Genomic DNA, 16,682 nt, shown 5'->3' on the forward strand with positions numbered 1-16,682 from the left:
TTAAATGCCGAAGTAGGAAATAAGAAGTAGGAAATAAGAAGTAAGAAATGTCCTTCGTACCTCTTACTTCATACTTCCTACTTCAGTCATAATAGAAAGGTGAGCCGCCCTTAGTGGAAATGCCTTTTAATTATCTTAAAACCCCGCCCGGGTTTCTTCTTCGTTCTTTCCCGTTTGTTTGGCTTTGTAGGTGGAAGCGCCAAAATTATAGCTTAGGGTTACGGCCAGCCTTTGCATACCCACCCAATGCCTGAGGCGGTTATTGATAATACTTTTTTCGCGAAAGGTGCGGGTGACGCTGTAGGTATTCAACAGATCGTAATAATTTATGCGGGTGTTTAATTTCCCTTTCAGCCAGGAACGTTGTAAAGCAAAGTCGATGTTCGAAATATATTTTCCGAAATACAACCCGTCGCCATTGGGCGAAGTATACATGTAATACACATCGAACGTAAATGCTTTTGGTAACGTGAACACCTGGTTGCCGGTTATTTTAAAATAAGCAATGGGAATGGTGTAAGTAACACCGTGGTAAGGCGTTTGTTCCCTTTTGTAATACCCGCCTATGTTGTGGTTCATTCGCCACCATTTTGTTATTGTTAATGGAAAACTTGTTTCAATATTGGCAAAGTCATTATAAGGCAAATTTCTACCCAGGTACTCCAGTACATTGGTAATGCGGTTGTACTCGGGATAGCGTGTACTGGGGTCTGTTTCTCTTCCCATGGTTAATGAAACGCTGAACGACCGCAAACTGTATGTTGCATTAAATGCATTGGTGACGGAAGGTAATAAGTAAGGGTTGCCTACCCAGTAATTGAGCGGGCTAAAATAAAACCGGAAGGGATTCAGCTGCGCAAAGGATGGGCGGGTTATACGGCGGGTTAAAGAAAAATGCAGCTGTTGATTTTTCTTTAAGGTATACGTGAGCTCCATACTGGGTAGCCAGGTTAAATAATCGCGTTTGGTTACTTCCTTTTGTGTAATGGCATTGGAAATGCTGCGCGTATGTTCAAGACGAAGGCCTGCACTAAAGTGTATTTTGTTCATCGTTCGTTCATAAACAGCATAAGCGGCTGAAACATATTCATCGTATTGAAAGTTGTTTGTGCGGCCGCTATCGGTCACAAATGCATCGTTGATATTGAGGGTATCATAATGCAGATCGTTCTTTGTAGTGTAAAATGCAAATTTGGCGCCGGTGCTCCATTTGCCATTGGCCCGATTGCCCGAAAGATCGGCCTGGGCAGTGCGAATAAGGACATCGTTTTGTAGCGCCGTTTTCCAATAATCTATTTGTTGCCCGGTGATGGTGTTGGTATTTTGTATGTCTTCCCATTGCCGGTTACGCACCTTTACCAACGACGTCAATAACTGAAACTGCGAACCGCCGAATTTGGCATTGTAGTTCAGGTTGGCGGCATAATTGTTTTGAATAAGTCCGGTGTTGTTATCGCTGCTGGTGTTCGATACAATGCGTTTGGCCGATGAATCGGTGGTGTGCAAGGTGTTGAAAGAACTGAGCGTGCGATCTATGTTGTAATTCCTGAGTAGTATTTCAAGCCGGTGGTCTTTTTTAAAATTGTAATCAACACCCAGTTGATAGTTGAAGTTATTATTACCGGTGAGTGTTTTTGTGTTGGTGGCCATAATGTTGGTGCTGGCCTGGTGTTGCAGGGCATCGTAGGTGCGAATGGTGGTGCCTGTTGTATAGCCCAAACGGGCAGTGTAGGCAACTTTTTTTGTTTTATAAGTGAGCAAAAAGTTATTGTCGGCCAGGCGGTAGGCGTTTTGTTGCACATTGGTGGTAAGGTTGCCTTTGAAGCCCAGGCTGCCATCGGGTTTTAATTTAATATTTATAATGCCTTTATAGGTGGCATCGTATTGTGCCGAGGGGTTGGTGATGAGTTCGATGGAAGCGATCATATCGGGGGTAAGGGTAAGCAGGTAGTTTTGTAATTCTTCGGGGCTCATCACAAGCGGTTTGCCATCGACAAAAATGCCCGGGGTTATGCGGCCTTGTAATAACAGGGTGCCATCGCTGGTCACTTCAAGGCCAGGTAATTTTTTCAGAATGTCGAGGGTATTGGCTGCGGTTTTAAAATTCGGATTGCCCGATACATTAACCACCAGGGCTCCAGACTGGCGTTGGAAGGGTTGTTTTGAGCCATTGACAATTACTTCTTTCAGCGTTTTTGTTTCCTGTGCCAGCACAGGTAAATGCAACAGGAAAAGTATGCCGGCCACCACAAATGATCGTACCATTTTTGTTTTTTCGCAAACTAATACCGTGAGCAACCTTCGGGGTTTTATTTTGCGAAATCAGGTGTACGGTTTTATAAAACCGTACTGTTCAGAATTACAAACCTTTGGCGTTCAATGGTATTATTTATGAACGGTTTTTTCAATGCTTTCTTTAAAAAGGGCGGGGGTGGTATCTTTTACTTTTTTAAATGCGGTGTAGAAAGTTGATTTTGAATTGAACCCTACCTCATAGCCGATGGCTTCGAATGTTAAATGGTGGCTGTTCTCGATAAGCTTACAGGCTTCCTCAATACGGTATTCATTGATGTAGGTGTTAAAGCTTTTTCCCAGGTTATCGTTCAATAACTGCGACAGCAGGTGCGAGGAAATATTAATGCCCCGGGCCACATCGTTCAATTTCAGATTGGGATCTTTATAGAGTTGTTTTTGTTGAATAAGGGTTGCCAGTTTTTCCACGTAGGTATTGGCATCGTTTTCGGGGATCTTCTTTTTTTCGGGTTTGTCGGGTTGTGGCGTTTCTGTCGTGTGCAGAATATTGGCCATATTGGCGCTTTGCAAATAAAAGAGAATGGTAAGGTATAGGAAGAAGGAAAAGGAGATGGCGCCGCCCATGCACATGCCTTTAAAGAATCCGCCCATGGCAACCTGGTAAGCCAGTAAAATAATGGTGTTACCACCCAGCACCAGCAACCGGAATTTGTCGGCCGCCTGTAAACTGCCCGCGTTACTAAAAAGTGTTTGTATGGCTGGTTTAAGCAGCAGTCCCGATGCCACCATGTAACCCGCCCATTGAGCATAGATGATAGATGCAGTAACCACATTACAAAAAACAGGGAAGTTTAAAAACTGAGCCACCGCATTTCCTGCCAATAAAACGCCACCCAGTATGGCCCAGTGCTTTTTCCAGCCAACAGGCACCTGGGTAACATTATCTAAAGATGCTTTTAAAAAGAAATATAACGCAGGCCCTATCAAAAAGCAGGCCGACCAGCCCAATTGCATATTATAATTGGGTAATTGCGGATTAAAATATGCCAGCACGGAATTGGATATGCGTATGCTAATGGTGAGCAGCAATATGCTAAGGAAAATGGCGGGTATGGATCTTCGTTTTTTGTTCAAAAGCAAATACAGGCTTAAAACAAAGCCATTGAATGCGCCGAGGGCCGAAATGAGATAAAGGACCTGATGGGTGATGGTCATGAATGGTTGGTTATGATATTTTCTCTAAACAAATCTAACTTAAATAGTGAAAGGTTGCATTGCCGGTGGTCACAAAAAACGGGGCCGCATGCGCAACCCCGAGCAATCCTATAAAAGGACAAAGATCATATGTAGAAATCACTGAACTATTCTGGCTTCAAACGGTGAATAAATCATTTGCCCATTCCTGCCCAAAGCCACTATTCTGAACCAGTACTTCGTAAAGGATTTAAGTCCTTTGAAAGTACAATTCGGATTAGTATTTCCTTCGCTGATCCATACTGTTTCTGAAACAGGAGGTTCGGAAGTGTATTGGTGCATATAGGCCCTGGCGCCACGTACGTGTTTTACACTGATGGTAACTTCGCCGGGCGGGCCTAATTCCACAAACAGCTTGGGAATGTCTGGCATTGATTTTACATCTGCCTGACCCAAAATGTCGAACCCGCTACTTAATAACATAGCTTCGTCGCCGTTACCGCTAAGGGTTACATAGCTATCAAGTTCAGTAAGCAGGGCTGCTATTTCTGCCTTCAGCCCTTTTTTAATAGCTACCATTTCCTTGTCGCGTCCCCTTGCATTTACCAGGGAGGCGTCATATGCCGGCAGCTTTTCTTCCAGTTTAGACAATGCTACGGGCGGGTTGGGATACTTTGGATTGTTTTTTAGTTTCTCAACTACCCGTTTGGATGTTGTTGCAAGATCGCTGTCGCGTTCACGTCTGTATTTTTTTAAAACTCGCTTTTTCATTGTTCAAGTTTTAGATTGTTGGAAAAAATTGTTACACGCCACAGGGCCGGATGTTTCAGCTTATTGGCCAATAATGCTGTAAAGACTACGATAGATTTTCTTCATTTGCTGTTGGATTCCTTACACTAGTACAGTAAAATCGGTTGTTCATATCTGTTTGTCTTTGTTAAAACAAATATACGGAGGTCAAAAAGCGGTTTCCAAATGCAATTTGGAAAAGTGGCGGCATTTGACGCTTATGACGCAAATAGTTGTCCGAACCCTGGTAAAACCTGATCATCGTCAGGAAAATTAATGTCATTGTTGGCTGAAGATGGTGTGTTTTAGAATGTGTATGAAGGTGTATGATTAAGCAAAAACGGTTTGCTAACCGAATATTCATCATAACATGTGTGAAATGATCAAAAGTTGTTGTAGCGTGATCGTTGTTTTTCAGATCAGGATCGTTGCCTGCATGTTGCGTTCAAATGCCTGCTTGTTATTCCAGTTTTACAAGCGTATTTTTTATTGATCCCGTTGTGTTGTGCATCAAATACATTGTTATCGGCATTCATTTCGTTGGCTCAACGCTCAGGAAATGTTGCAATGACCCGGTTTTCACTCAGCAATGGACCATTGCAAAAATGAGATGGTCATTGCAAGCCGGACGGTGGTCATTGCTTGTATGAAATGACTCATTGCTTGCGTACAACGAACCAAAGTTTACATGCAGTTTTATAAATTCGGCTGCTTTTTGTCCATTACAGGTGAGCCGTGGAGCATCGCAAGCGATGTTTGATGTAATTGCTGCGAACAATTACTTGTTACAAGTGCGCTGTGAATCGTTGCAGCCAGGCAACGGTCACGTGTCAGCAGGCAATGGTCATTGCAGGTTTGCAACGTTCGTTGCAGGTAATGAATGAAGTGAATACAGCGTATTGGAGGGCGTTGCAGGCAGTAAGCGGGTTGTTACAAGTTTGTAATATGCTGTGTCAGTTGAATGGTGAGTAATAGCAGATGATTTGAAGTGGCTATGCAACAGGCGGAGGTTCATCGCACACGAGCAATGACCTTGCATCATCTTGCAATGGACATTGCATACATGAAACGATCTTGAACACGCAAGTAATGAGGTCGTTACATGCAACCGTACCTCATTTACAGGTATGCAATGAGGTGCGGTCAAAGAGAATGATGTTATTTTTTATCACGTTTGACCTCTTTCGGGTATTCATGAGGTATCAGGTATAGGGCCTGATGCACTACATGTTCAGGAAGGCCAGATTCCCTGATGAATTCTTCTACAGAAACGAATTGTCCCTTTTTCTTGTTCAATTTTTCTCGTAACCAGGCCATGTAGCGTTGGGCTGTACGTTTTTTCATGCCAAGCATTCGCTCAAAGTCGCTGGTTTCAATAATTATCCTTTCTGCCGGCTTACAGTAAGGAAGTATTCCTTTTTTTTGTAGCCGCATTACATAGGCTACTTCATTCTGCATCCATTTAATTAGTTTCTTAAGCATTGCTGGCTTAAACATGGGGCCGCCTTTGGGTTTGTCTGGCATGTTAGTGTTGTTTTGTGGTTAGTAAATATGAGATCGCTAACTAATCAGCCTGCCAGGGATTTGACTATGGTCAAAAAGGTTAGAATGTAGGGGTATCATCTAAGTTAGTTTCAGTTTTTGATTGTAGGTACGTGAAAAACACCTTTTTTGTTAAATTCGGAGGTTAGAATAATGGTGGGTGTGTTTGTTACGCAAATGAAAGCTGTGGTTCGTTTGTTCTTTTGGGAAATAGTAATATCTTCATACTCTATTTTTTCCACCAACCCAGCCACATATTTCCCTTCAATTTTGCAATAAATTATTAATGGTTAATTGAATTAATTAGTAACAGCAGTTATGGCTAAGGGAAGCTCCAAAAAAGGCTCAAACGTCAGTCAAAAAGCAGAAACAAATAGTGGGAATGTCTACCAGGCTAACGGGAATATTATAATTAAAGAATCGGAAACCAAGCCTCCGGATAAAACAAAATGGTTAAGCACTACCCAATCTGTTGTTACTATTTTGGGTACTATGGTTGCAATAATCATTGGCGTGTTCATTACAATATCTGAAAAACTTGGTTGCAATACATCAAAGCCTACAATTGTTAAAAATGACTCTATTGACAAAAAGCCAATTATTCTGATAACAGGTATTATAAGAGATAGAAAAACTAAAAATGGTGTTCCAAACGCTTACATTACAAGCGATATTAACTTAAAGGATACTGTTATTACTAACAGTGACGGCACTTTCCAATTTGAAGCGTCTGGAAATGTCGGTCAATCAATTCGTGTTTATGTTCAGGCTGATAGCTATCACTCACGCAATGAATATCATTCGTTAGGATTACCTATAGATATTGAATTGGATAAAAGATGAAATTATTTCTTATTAGTATACTGCTGCATAGTTCTTTTGCAATAATGGCTCAAATAAGCCTTAAAGGAGTTGTGACAAATGACGCATGTGGAAAGGGCTATAAGCAAAAGGGATGTCTGCTGTTTAAAAATATTAGGGTAAGTATTGGAGCATTCGGGACATCTACTGATAATAACGGATATTTTGTAATAGACTTGCCTTCAGCCTATACTGCGGGTAGTGAGGTTATTGCAAATGTTGATGTGCCAGGTTATTCAATTTATATGCCTTTGTATGGAAGATTTAATTTAACCAATTCCCTTTTAGATAATGTCTTTGAACAAAGGATTATTCTATTGCCAAAAGGAAGCCTTAAGCATTTAACAAATGAAAGTATTATTGCTTTCATTAATAATATTTCAAAAAGGGAAGCTGAAAAAGCAAAATCAGAGAGAGAAAGTTCTTTGGCCAATTTTGAGATTTATTTTCAGGAGTTTGCAAATTTTCATGGTTTAACCAGAGAGCAGGTTAAGATAACTATTGATAAATGGGCAAATACTGATTCTATTAAAAATGCAACCAGCAACCTTGCTTTACAGGCTGCAAGAAGTTATTATCTCAAAGATTTTAAGAAGGCATCGATAACTTATGAGAAAGCTGGTTCAATGGTAGCCGTAGATCTGGATAATAATTTAGATGAAATTAACAGGAAAATTAAGGACGTCAGATCCAAAATTGATTCATGTTGCAATTATTTTATTCTTGCTGGGTATAGTGCTAGTGAAGCCAATGATTTTAAAAGGGCACTAAAGATGTATGACAGCGCACAGAACACTGTTACCTTGTCTGATACTTTGCAGAAGATATATGGTTCGTTCCAAACTTTAAAATGGAAGATCAAAGATGCACAAGCTATAGCGTATTATAATGAAGGTATTCGAACTAAAGGAAAACAGTGCATGGAATTACTATCCAAGGCAGTAGAAGCTTATCGTAATGCTCTAGTTGTATACACAAAAGAAGATTTACCACAGAGTTGGGCAATGACGCAAAATAATCTTGGAGTTGCCCTCAAAAATCAAGGGACTCGTACTATTGGAGGAGAGGGAACTGCTCTTCTTGCCCAGGCTGTATCAGCCTTTTGTGCCGCCCTAGAAGTATATACAAAGAAAGATTTACCACAAGAATGGGCTACGACGCATAATAATCTGGGAAATACACTTGAAGATCAGGGTGCCCGAAACAATGGCCCTGCTGGAGCAGCACTTCTTGATCAGGCGATAGCAGCTTTTCGAACAGTTCTGGAAGTTAGGACAAAAGAAAATTTGCCGCGGGACTGGGCCAATACGCAAAATAGCTTGGGAGGAGCACTTAGCTATCAGGGCTCCCACGTAAAGGGGCCTGAAGGTGCTAACCTTCTTGCTCAGGCAGTAGCCGCTTTTCGAGCTGCCCTAGAAGTTTGGACAAAAGAAGAATTACCACAAGAATGGGCTATGACGCAAAATAACTTGGGGATTGCACTTAGCCATCTGGCGTCCCGAGCTATAGGGTCTGAGGGTACCAATCTTCTTGCACAGGCAGTAACCGCTTTTCGAGCTGCCCTAGAAGTTAGGACAAAAGAAGAATTACCACAAAAATGGGCTACGACGCAACAAAACCTGGGAAATGTACTTTATAATCTCGGTAGTCGCACTGAAGGGTCTGAAGGTTCAGATCTTCTTATGCAGGCGGTATTATCCCTTCGCGCTGCCTTGGAAGTTACGACAAAAGAATATTTACCGCAAAAATGGGCTGATATACAAAATAGCCTGGGAGTTGCACTTAACTATCAAGGTATCCGCTCAAAGAGGCCTGAATGTTATGTCCTTCTTGCTCAAGCGGTAACTGCGTTTCGACTTGCTTTGGAAGTTCGAACAAAAGAAGATTTGCCGCGGGACTGGGCCTGTACGCAAAATAACCTAGGAAATGCACTTTGCTATCAAGGAGCTCTCACCATGGAACCTGAAGGTACTGACCTTCTTGTGCAGGCGGAAGTTGCCTTTCAAGCAGCCCTGGAAATATATACAAAAGAAGACTTGCCACAAGACTGGGCAATGACGCAAAATAACCTGGGAAGTGCACTTAAATATCAGGCGCTCCTCACCAATGGCTCTAAGAGTAATGTTCTTATTGGACAGGCCGTAGCAGCTTATTGCGCGGCCCTTGAAATATTTACTAAAGACGATTCGCCTAAGAAATGGGCAGATGTGCATAAAAATCTGGCATTTTTATACTTGGCTATTAAGCAGTGGGATTTAGCGCTTCAACACCTTGAAAAGATTCATAGCATATTTCCTGAATTTGTTGAAGAAACAATAATGCAAATCGAAAACGAAAGACTTAAGAAATGAATTAGTGTGATGCTGAGAGTTGTATTGTTTTTTACCAAAGTAACGCGTTATTTTAGCAGAAATTTGTCTTCTTACTTTAAACCCTATGTCACAAGCAATAGAAATTTCAATTAAATCCTTATTTCCTGAGAGGCATCGCCACCTTATAATCAATCCTGCCTATATGGAACTTGATGATAATACCAGGTTTGAGAAGAATGAAATAACAGCCTTTCGTTATGGAGTGAAATGGATAAGAGGGTACCAGTTAGTAATTGGTCGCATTTATGTAGTTGAAATTCAATCGTCAGGTAAAAGAACGATTAATATAAGGCTCAAGTCATTATATGGAATTAACAAAAAGGTCATTGGCAAGCAATACCTGGCAATAGTTAACGCAATTGCCGATAATTACTTTGATGATATTGCAAGATCATACCTGAAACAATTCGAAAACAATGAGCCATTTAAAGTTGAAGATGTATATTTTAATACTGAAGGGCTTTCTTGGAATAAAAATATGCCGCTTATTAAATGGGATGATGTAGGAACAAAAGCATATCGAACATATTATTCTATTTTTTCGAAATCAAATCCTACAATTTATAAAACCTTTGAATGCCTGACAGACTGGAACACGGGAATGATTTATAGTGTATCAAGAAGTATTCTTATGGGTAAAGGGTTGTATAAAGAATAAGATTTTTGCATTATCTTTAATTTCTTGCAATTGATTTTCCCTGAAATGGTAAATGGCTTCCCCAAATTATTAAGCAGTAAAAATATTCCATCATCTTAAATTATTTATTGTATGGATTACAAGTTGTATCTCCAAAACAGACTTGATCTAAATGCTGATTCGGATACCTTGCCTGGTACTATCTTCGCTTATATTTTGTATGAAACAAAAGAAGCTGAAGCCAATGCTGATGGTGGTGAAGCTAAATGTTAATGTTGCGTAAACATAAATAAACGGCCTGGCTGAGAGAAGTCAGAAAAGCCATACTTAAGTCTTATTGGCTAAAGCGAGCCGAATATACTCAGCCAATTCATGCACCCCTTTAATGAACTGGTTGTCTTGAAGAAGCGCATTGGCTCTTTCTGTTTGAATTTCGGTTTCCTTATTATATATGACACTCACATATTTTTCACCTGCAATTACCTTACAAGTCTTTTTATAGGGATGAACAAATAGCGTAATATGGTTCTCTGGGTTCTTTAATGCCCATTTATGAAGCCTGATAAGTTCTTGTTCTGAGAAATCTTCATCTCTTACAATGCCAATTGATAAAACATTTCCCCCGATATCTTTTAGAATTCTATTAAATGCAAGAAAATGAAATTGTGAATTACCTCTGGTTTTCAGACCCATTGCCGATCTTACTTGATACAATCTGTACGATAAGACTATGCGGAGTTTGATGATCCATATTGGATATAATCTTTTCTTTATTTCGGCTTTAAGATTCAATTAGGGTTGCTTTAGGGGTTATCTGAAATTGTCTGGTTGTGTGAATATAAACATACTTATTTTTTCGTCTTATCCAAATACTCGAAAGAGAGAAAAATATGTGAACTGTAAAAAAAGGGCGCAACACCTGAAGATTATGCTTTGAACGCCTAGCCACACTTTCTGAACGCCTACCTTTCAGCTTCAAATACCCAGGCAACGCTCTTACAGGTCAGATGTCCGTCTGATAAACAGTAGCACATGTAATAATTCATTCTACTTACTATCGCGAACAATTGCCAATGCTTTTACGTCAGGCAACATATTTTCAGTTGAATATGGTCTAAACAACTTAACTCCTCATACTCTCCCTGATCTTTTCCCTGTGTTGCTGCCCCCATGCAGTTAACTCACGCAATACGCTTTTTAATGTTTGGCTATATGCGGTTGCTTCATAAATGATGGTAACAGGCCGCGTAGCATGTACATTGCGTTTAATAAATTCATTTAATTCCAGATCTTTTAACTCCTGCGCCAGAATTTTTGGAGATATACCACTGAGCTCATTTTGTATTTCATTGAACCGTTTCGGTGATTGCACCAGACATAAAATTAACGGTAATTTCCACTTCCCGCCAAGCACATATAAAGCATCAAGCACATACTTGAGCGAATTGTTGCAGTCATCCTTGCCGGGGATATTATCAATTGTCAACATTTCTCAAAGTTAGTGACTTTCATAAATGTAACTGCTTTCCTTTAGGTAAGTGCTATCTTTTTGATAGTTGCCCGCTCTACTTTTGTTTGCCGAAAAACATCTAAATAATTTTTATGAAACGTATCCTCCATTTAATTTCAAGCATTCAGGGAGATCGATCTTATAGCATCAAATTGGGCAAAGCCATCGTTGAAAAATTGATAGAAAAGTATCCTGGCAGCACTGTGGAAGAATTGAACCTGGTTAACCTGGATATTCCGCATCTCAATGCAACTATCCTTCAGTCTATGGTTACTCCCGGCGACCAATTGACTGCTGAAGCAAAGGAGTTGGTGCGGTATTCAGACGCCTATGTAAAACAGTTGATGGCATCAGATATCATTGTTATTGGCGCCCCGCTTATTAACTTCACTATTCCTACAACGCTAAAATCGTGGATCGACCATATTACGCGCCCCGGAATAACATTTAGTTATAATCAAAATGGACCGGTAGGTATGGTAACCGGTAAAAAGGTGTATGTGGCCATGTCTTCTGGCGGTGTTTATTCGGATGGACCTTCTAAAGCCAATGATTTCGTAGCTCCTTATCTGAAAGCATTCCTTGGTTTTTTAGGGATGACAGATCTCACGGTTTTTCGTGCAGAAGGCGTAAAAGTTCCGGGCTTAAGCGAACATGCCCTTGAAAAAGGTATTGCAAGTATTGTGATCGATTAATTAATGAGCGTTCCAAAAACCGGTAAATGAAACAGCATTCATTTACCGGATATACCAGAATGGAATTTGATCTTTTATGCATTTTTGAGAGTGTTCGCTGCAAAAAGCTCAAACTAGTTAAATAAATTTACATTTGCTGCCGTTGTTATAAAAAATTGAATGAAGAAATGGAAAAGTTACATATAGTATTGGAGAAATTACGATCGGAGAACTATAACGCAAGCATAAAGACGGAAATATTATGTGAAAAAGAATGGTATCAAATAACATGGAAAGATGAATCTGGCGATGAGTGTTTTATTAGTCAGGATGATATTGCAATTGAAGGCGATAAAATAGCCTGGTTTCAGTCGAGTAAACATGATAGACATCTTTTAAAAGTATATGAAAATGATATTTCATACAGTTGGGTGCCTGAAACGTATAACCCCATTTTTGGATGCATTTGTTTGTTGCTGGAATGGTACAAAGATCATTTGATCTTCATTTACCAGGAAAAGCATTGCATTTATATTTGTTCATATAGAGATAACCGGATAAATCATTTTCACTTTCATGGAGAAGACATTGAAAGAAAAGGTAATTTAATTTCTTACGAGAATTATATGGGCAGGCTTACTGATAAGGTTAGATTGATTCAATTACCTGAGCTAATTGAATTAGAACCTATTTCAAAAACAGAAGCCGATAAACTGGGGTTAATACCATCAGGCTTAAACAGACCGGGAAATTTTCTGTCAATTAACTTTCAGGGCGTTTAAAATAACAGCTAATTAAATGAAGCCCTAAACTCCAACGGCGACATACTTGTTTTGATCTTAAATAACTTGTTGAACGACTGGGGATGACCAAAACCAAGATGGTAGGCAATTTCGCTAACCGACATTTCCGTAGTTGCGAGCTGTTGCTTGGCCTTTTCAATCACCTTGTCCTGAATGTGTTGCTGGGTGCTTTTACCCGTGAGATCTTTTAATAAAGCGCTCAGGTAATTGGGGGAGATGTTCAAATGATCGGCAATTGTTTTAACGGTTGGCAATCCCTGGCTCATTAGTTCATCGTTGTTGAAAAACTTAGTCAGGTAATCTTCCATTCTGGTGAGCAGTTGCGTATTGGTGATCTTACGTGTTACAAACTGCCGCTGAAAAAAACGATCGGAATAATTTAACAGTACCTCCAACTGCGCTACAATAATGTTCTGTGTGAATTTGTCAATATGTCCATGATATTCCTGTTCTATATTCTTCAAAATGTCGATCATGGTCAGTTCTTCCTTTTCAGATAAGAACAAGGCCTCGTGCACAGAATAATCAAAATACTCATATTGTTTTATCTGTTGGGCAAGGTGCGTATTCCATAAGAAATCGGGATGGAATAATAACAGAAAGCCCGAATGGTGATGCAATTCTCCTTCCTTTAATTCAATTCGAAGCACCTGACCAGGCGACATAAACGTCATAATGCCTTCATCGAAATCGTATTCCTGCTGGCCATATTTGATCTTGCCTTTAAAATTTCGTTTCAAGGCGATGGTATAGAAATCAAATACCCAGTTAGAAGATTCATGGTAAAATCTTTTATTATGCAGGTCAAAACTAATGATGCTGATAAGGGGATGCTCCGGTTTGGGCAACCCCATTATCTGGTGGTATTCATTGATGGTTTTGATATGCGCAGGTTGCGTGTTCGCCATACTGTAAATTACTTATTTCTGGTTGAAGACAGTAGCAAATTTCTTTGCAAAGTCTGTCAGTTTTACCTTGCCAAAGATTGGTTTATGCTGTTTGTAATTTTCGGCAAGAAAACCTTTGTGAATGGCTCCCTGAATTTCGGCTACGCTTGCTGCCAGCGCGGGCGACATGCCCGCTGCCAGCAGGTTGCTATGGGCCGCTGAGTCAGAAATTCTTTGCCATTGCAAAGTGGGCATGCCAATAGCTTCGCCCAGGACACGAGCAATTTCATTGCAGCTTAGTTCATCGCTGGCCACATAACGTATGGTACGTCCCTGATGCGGGTTTTGCAATTCCTCCGCTATAGCAGTGGCAATATCTGTTGGCGCTACCAGTGAAACAATATCTTCACCGCCATAGTTCAGGGAGATCTTGCCCGTGTATTTTATCATGGGAATAAAATGCAGCATATTGTAGTAGAAAGACGTTGGCCGTACATGCGTAATGGTTACGTTGCCGGGCAATTGATTCAGTAATTGTTCCATATAATAACAGCCGGCAATACCACCAATTCCGGTACTGCGATGAGCGCCCCAGCTACTGAGATTTACGACCCGGTTAACACCAGCTTGTGCAAGTGCAGCAAAATAATTGTTTCGAACGGTTTCTCCATAGGCAGCCATATCGAAAGAAGGATCATAGAAGTTAGCCGGCGGTGGCACCATTGTGTACACAGCGCTGGCGCCGGTAAAACTGTTCACAAGAAAATCTGCATTAGTTACCGAACCTATAGCAGCAGAGGCACCGAGCATTTCAATGTCAGCCTTTCGCTCGGCCTTACTACTAATTACAATTACTTCGTTTCCGCCTGATACCAAAAGTTGGGTAAGCGGACGACTGATATGGCCCAGTGAGCCTGTTAATACAATTTTCATAGCTTTTTTGTTTTCACAAATTTGCTATACCGTATTCAAATGAATTTAGCCCAATCTATGATTGTTGTAGCTCAATGTGTGGTAGGTGGCGGTGCATTCAGAAAGATCTTCTATTGAACTTAAGTGTATCAAAAACAAAAAGCCTCCCAGAGGGGAGGCTACACTAATCAAATACCATTAACCATTAAACCTTATCCTACATTTAAATTATAAACTAAATATCATTTTTCCAATTTTTTGATAAGAAATTTTTATTGGTATTTTTTTACACAATAAAATGCTGCGCTAATGCCAGTGTAATACCTGATTCCTGCTTATGTGGTGTATTTCCTACATTGGGAATAATATAACTTTTCAGCCTTGCGCTTTAAAAAGCCTTTTCGTTCAACAATGCAGCCTTTATGGCCTTTTGCTGCATACGGAAGGACAACGGCTGACCGATAAAGACCTTAAACTAGGTCAATACTTTTTACTGACGATGGTCATTGGAGCCGCGCCCCGTTTTTGTGAATTTTACATTCACAAAACAACTATTAAATGAAACAGAAAAAAGTAAACACCCAGTTAATAGCCTTTGTACTGGTTATTTCTTTAGGCATTTTTCAAAGTTGTCAGCAACCAGTTTCTTCAACAGCTGCATCATCAACCAATGTTGATAGCTTAAAGCAAATAGCGATGCAATTAATAGCATCAAATGATACTATAGCCAGTCACCTTAAAACCTTCGATGAACTGGATTTTGATGTATTTAGTAATCAAAAATGGGATAGGTTAAAAGAAAGTCATGCACAGAATATAAAAGTGTTCTGGCCCGATGGTCGCATGGTAGAAGGTATAGAGCAACACATTGAAGATCTAAAAAAGCTTTTTGTACATGCTCCGGATACCCGAATAAAAGAACATCCCATTAAATTCGGTTCCGGTAATTATACGCTTGTTACTGGTGTATTTGAAGGTACTTTTACTAAACCAATGCCCGTTGGAAACGGAAAATTTATTCAGCCAACCGGCAAGGCTTTCAAAATGCCAATGGCAACGGTTGGAATTTGGGAGAATGGCGTTATGAAAGAAGAACATCTTTTTTGGGATAACCAAACTTATGCAAAGCAAATAGGTTTGCAATAGATGCATGTAAGTATAACCGAAATAGTATTGTAATAAGCGGTTAACCAATGTATGCAACCGTTTGCGTGAAATTTGGGTCGAATAAGTAAAAAATATCATAAATCGTCAGGTACTCCGTTTATGTTCGCTTGAGCCCTATTCCCTACAACCAATACGCATACGAAGGTGACTGCTTATAACCAATATACCGAATCGCGACTCTCAGAGTTGCTTGCCCAGGATGACCGCGACGCTTTTGACGCTATTTACGACCGTTATTGGCAGGTTATGTATGATCACGCTTATAAACGCCTTCGTAATAAGCAACAATGCCGTGAAATTATACAGGATGTGTTTATTGATCTTTGGGTAAGAAGAGGCCAGGTAGATATCAATAATATAAAAGCATATCTTTTAACCGCCGTTCGATTTCAGGTATATAAGCTGGTAACAAAAGAAAAAGCAGGCTCACCTTTCTTCGAGCTGTATGAAACAATGGCCGTTTCTTTCTCCGGCGCCGAAACCAGCCTTATTGAAAAAGAATTTATGCGGTATGTGAAGGTCTGGATCGATGTGCTGCCTGAAAAAAGAAGAAAAATGTTTTTAATGCATGTCGAATACAATCTGTCTACCAAAGAAATTGCCAGCCAGTTAAGCGTTTCGCAAAAAACAGTGCAAAATCAACTGGCTACTGCAATGCAGAGCCTGCGCATGTACGTCGCAAATTATTTCAAGTACTTATTGATAGAGATCTTTCTGTTTTTATTTTTTGAATAAAAACCTAACTCAAAGGTTCAACTGCTTTTATCTCACTCTAAAATACCCTTCAATAGTTTTGCAGGTTTTTGCGGTCACTTTTGTGAACTGTATTATAATTATAGTATAGCGTTGATGTATAAGGGTAACCATCTATTTTGTATAAAAACCTGATTTCGGCTTGGGAGTTTTTATCGTTTCCGGTACTTATACTTAAACGCATTGCTATTATGTTTACATCCAATACTATGAAAAAGAATCACCCGCCTTTTATTGTACTCTGTATCATTGATACATAAATTCTGATCCTGCATATTATTTCTATAACGTGAATAGCCGGTAAAAACTGGTCTATCAGGTATCCATT

16 protein-coding genes are annotated in these 16,682 nt (G+C 40.0%); 8 read left to right on the forward strand and 8 right to left on the reverse strand.

Annotation, left to right across the window (positions count from 1 at the left end; all coding sequences use genetic code 11):
• Positions 1-135: 135 nt before the first annotated feature.
• The 4 genes from GGD38_RS29705 to GGD38_RS29720 form a co-directional block, all read right to left on the reverse strand.
• The gene (locus GGD38_RS29705) at positions 136-2,265 is read right to left on the reverse strand and encodes a TonB-dependent receptor domain-containing protein (RefSeq protein WP_375302621.1); all 2,130 of its coding nucleotides are present in this window, start codon (positions 2,263-2,265) and stop codon (positions 136-138) included.
• 120 nt (positions 2,266-2,385) lie between these two features.
• The gene (locus GGD38_RS29710) at positions 2,386-3,468 is read right to left on the reverse strand and encodes a helix-turn-helix domain-containing protein (RefSeq protein ID WP_375302620.1); all 1,083 of its coding nucleotides are present in this window, start codon (positions 3,466-3,468) and stop codon (positions 2,386-2,388) included.
• Positions 3,469-3,606: 138 nt separating this feature from the next.
• Positions 3,607-4,218 carry a fibronectin type III domain-containing protein gene (locus GGD38_RS29715; RefSeq protein ID WP_375302619.1) on the reverse strand — a complete coding sequence of 204 codons (612 nt, stop codon included), beginning with the start codon at positions 4,216-4,218 and terminating at the stop codon, positions 3,607-3,609.
• A 1,176-nt stretch (positions 4,219-5,394) separates the two neighbouring features.
• Entirely contained in the window at positions 5,395-5,760 is a 366-nt protein-coding gene (locus GGD38_RS29720) for a hypothetical protein (protein WP_375302618.1), read from the reverse strand.
• Between the two features lie 336 nt (positions 5,761-6,096).
• Between GGD38_RS29720 and GGD38_RS29725 the strand changes: the two genes are divergently transcribed.
• The 4 genes from GGD38_RS29725 to GGD38_RS29740 all read left to right on the forward strand — a co-directional run bounded on the left by GGD38_RS29725 (position 6,097) and on the right by GGD38_RS29740 (position 9,921).
• Entirely contained in the window at positions 6,097-6,621 is a 525-nt protein-coding gene (locus tag GGD38_RS29725; protein WP_375302617.1) for a carboxypeptidase-like regulatory domain-containing protein, read from the forward strand.
• The gene (locus GGD38_RS29730) at positions 6,618-8,990 is read left to right on the forward strand and encodes a hypothetical protein (RefSeq protein WP_375302616.1); all 2,373 of its coding nucleotides are present in this window, start codon (positions 6,618-6,620) and stop codon (positions 8,988-8,990) included. The genes GGD38_RS29725 and GGD38_RS29730 overlap by 4 nt, the downstream gene beginning before the upstream one ends.
• Before the next feature lie 85 nt (positions 8,991-9,075).
• Positions 9,076-9,669 carry a hypothetical protein gene (locus GGD38_RS29735; RefSeq protein WP_375302615.1) on the forward strand — a complete coding sequence of 198 codons (594 nt, stop codon included), beginning with the start codon at positions 9,076-9,078 and terminating at the stop codon, positions 9,667-9,669.
• Between the two features lie 111 nt (positions 9,670-9,780).
• A complete protein-coding gene (locus tag GGD38_RS29740) occupies positions 9,781-9,921 on the forward strand; it encodes a hypothetical protein (protein ID WP_375302614.1) in 141 nt (46 codons plus the stop codon).
• 54 nt (positions 9,922-9,975) lie between these two features.
• Here the strand turns inward: GGD38_RS29740 and GGD38_RS29745 are convergent, their stop codons facing one another.
• Together GGD38_RS29745 and GGD38_RS29750 are read right to left on the reverse strand one after the other, a co-directional pair.
• Entirely contained in the window at positions 9,976-10,341 is a 366-nt protein-coding gene (locus GGD38_RS29745) for a hypothetical protein (protein ID WP_375302613.1), read from the reverse strand.
• A 430-nt stretch (positions 10,342-10,771) separates the two neighbouring features.
• Complete coding sequence (locus GGD38_RS29750; RefSeq protein WP_375302612.1) at positions 10,772-11,137, reverse strand: winged helix-turn-helix transcriptional regulator; 366 nt, start codon at positions 11,135-11,137, stop codon at positions 10,772-10,774.
• Positions 11,138-11,250: 113 nt separating this feature from the next.
• Between GGD38_RS29750 and GGD38_RS29755 the strand changes: the two genes are divergently transcribed.
• Both GGD38_RS29755 and GGD38_RS29760 read left to right on the forward strand, forming a co-directional pair.
• Positions 11,251-11,853: an FMN-dependent NADH-azoreductase gene (locus GGD38_RS29755; RefSeq protein WP_375302611.1), complete on the forward strand. Its 603-nt coding sequence runs from the start codon at positions 11,251-11,253 to the stop codon at positions 11,851-11,853.
• A gap of 167 nt (positions 11,854-12,020) precedes the next feature.
• Positions 12,021-12,614: a hypothetical protein gene (locus tag GGD38_RS29760; protein ID WP_375302610.1), complete on the forward strand. Its 594-nt coding sequence runs from the start codon at positions 12,021-12,023 to the stop codon at positions 12,612-12,614.
• A gap of 8 nt (positions 12,615-12,622) precedes the next feature.
• Here GGD38_RS29760 and GGD38_RS29765 read toward each other — a convergent pair whose 3' ends face one another.
• Together GGD38_RS29765 and GGD38_RS29770 are read right to left on the reverse strand one after the other, a co-directional pair.
• Positions 12,623-13,543, reverse strand: a complete 921-nt coding sequence (locus GGD38_RS29765; protein ID WP_375302609.1) for a helix-turn-helix domain-containing protein — start codon at positions 13,541-13,543, stop codon at positions 12,623-12,625.
• Between the two features lie 12 nt (positions 13,544-13,555).
• Positions 13,556-14,455 carry an NAD(P)H-binding protein gene (locus GGD38_RS29770; protein ID WP_375302608.1) on the reverse strand — a complete coding sequence of 300 codons (900 nt, stop codon included), beginning with the start codon at positions 14,453-14,455 and terminating at the stop codon, positions 13,556-13,558.
• A gap of 537 nt (positions 14,456-14,992) precedes the next feature.
• On the opposite strand from GGD38_RS29770, the gene GGD38_RS29775 reads away from it, so the two are divergent.
• Together GGD38_RS29775 and GGD38_RS29780 are read left to right on the forward strand one after the other, a co-directional pair.
• A complete protein-coding gene (locus GGD38_RS29775; RefSeq protein ID WP_375302607.1) occupies positions 14,993-15,580 on the forward strand; it encodes an ester cyclase in 588 nt (195 codons plus the stop codon).
• Between the two features lie 165 nt (positions 15,581-15,745).
• The gene (locus GGD38_RS29780) at positions 15,746-16,336 is read left to right on the forward strand and encodes an RNA polymerase sigma factor (protein WP_375302606.1); all 591 of its coding nucleotides are present in this window, start codon (positions 15,746-15,748) and stop codon (positions 16,334-16,336) included.
• Positions 16,337-16,682: the final 346 nt, after the last annotated feature.

It is taken from the genome of Niastella sp. OAS944, assembly GCA_024809215.1.
Lineage (GTDB): Bacteria > Bacteroidota > Bacteroidia > Chitinophagales > Chitinophagaceae > Niastella.

Coding starts and splice junctions, on each gene's coding strand:
- GGD38_RS29705 (WP_375302621.1), bottom strand. CDS start 2,265: ATGGTACGATCATTTGTGGTGGCCGGCATACTTTTCCTGTTGCATTTA.
- GGD38_RS29710 (WP_375302620.1), bottom strand. CDS start 3,468: ATGACCATCACCCATCAGGTCCTTTATCTCATTTCGGCCCTCGGCGCA.
- GGD38_RS29715 (WP_375302619.1), bottom strand. CDS start 4,218: ATGAAAAAGCGAGTTTTAAAAAAATACAGACGTGAACGCGACAGCGAT.
- GGD38_RS29720 (WP_375302618.1), bottom strand. CDS start 5,760: ATGCCAGACAAACCCAAAGGCGGCCCCATGTTTAAGCCAGCAATGCTT.
- GGD38_RS29725 (WP_375302617.1), top strand. CDS start 6,097: ATGGCTAAGGGAAGCTCCAAAAAAGGCTCAAACGTCAGTCAAAAAGCA.
- GGD38_RS29730 (WP_375302616.1), top strand. CDS start 6,618: ATGAAATTATTTCTTATTAGTATACTGCTGCATAGTTCTTTTGCAATA.
- GGD38_RS29735 (WP_375302615.1), top strand. CDS start 9,076: ATGTCACAAGCAATAGAAATTTCAATTAAATCCTTATTTCCTGAGAGG.
- GGD38_RS29740 (WP_375302614.1), top strand. CDS start 9,781: ATGGATTACAAGTTGTATCTCCAAAACAGACTTGATCTAAATGCTGAT.
- GGD38_RS29745 (WP_375302613.1), bottom strand. CDS start 10,341: ATGGGTCTGAAAACCAGAGGTAATTCACAATTTCATTTTCTTGCATTT.
- GGD38_RS29750 (WP_375302612.1), bottom strand. CDS start 11,137: ATGTTGACAATTGATAATATCCCCGGCAAGGATGACTGCAACAATTCG.
- GGD38_RS29755 (WP_375302611.1), top strand. CDS start 11,251: ATGAAACGTATCCTCCATTTAATTTCAAGCATTCAGGGAGATCGATCT.
- GGD38_RS29760 (WP_375302610.1), top strand. CDS start 12,021: ATGGAAAAGTTACATATAGTATTGGAGAAATTACGATCGGAGAACTAT.
- GGD38_RS29765 (WP_375302609.1), bottom strand. CDS start 13,543: ATGGCGAACACGCAACCTGCGCATATCAAAACCATCAATGAATACCAC.
- GGD38_RS29770 (WP_375302608.1), bottom strand. CDS start 14,455: ATGAAAATTGTATTAACAGGCTCACTGGGCCATATCAGTCGTCCGCTT.
- GGD38_RS29775 (WP_375302607.1), top strand. CDS start 14,993: ATGAAACAGAAAAAAGTAAACACCCAGTTAATAGCCTTTGTACTGGTT.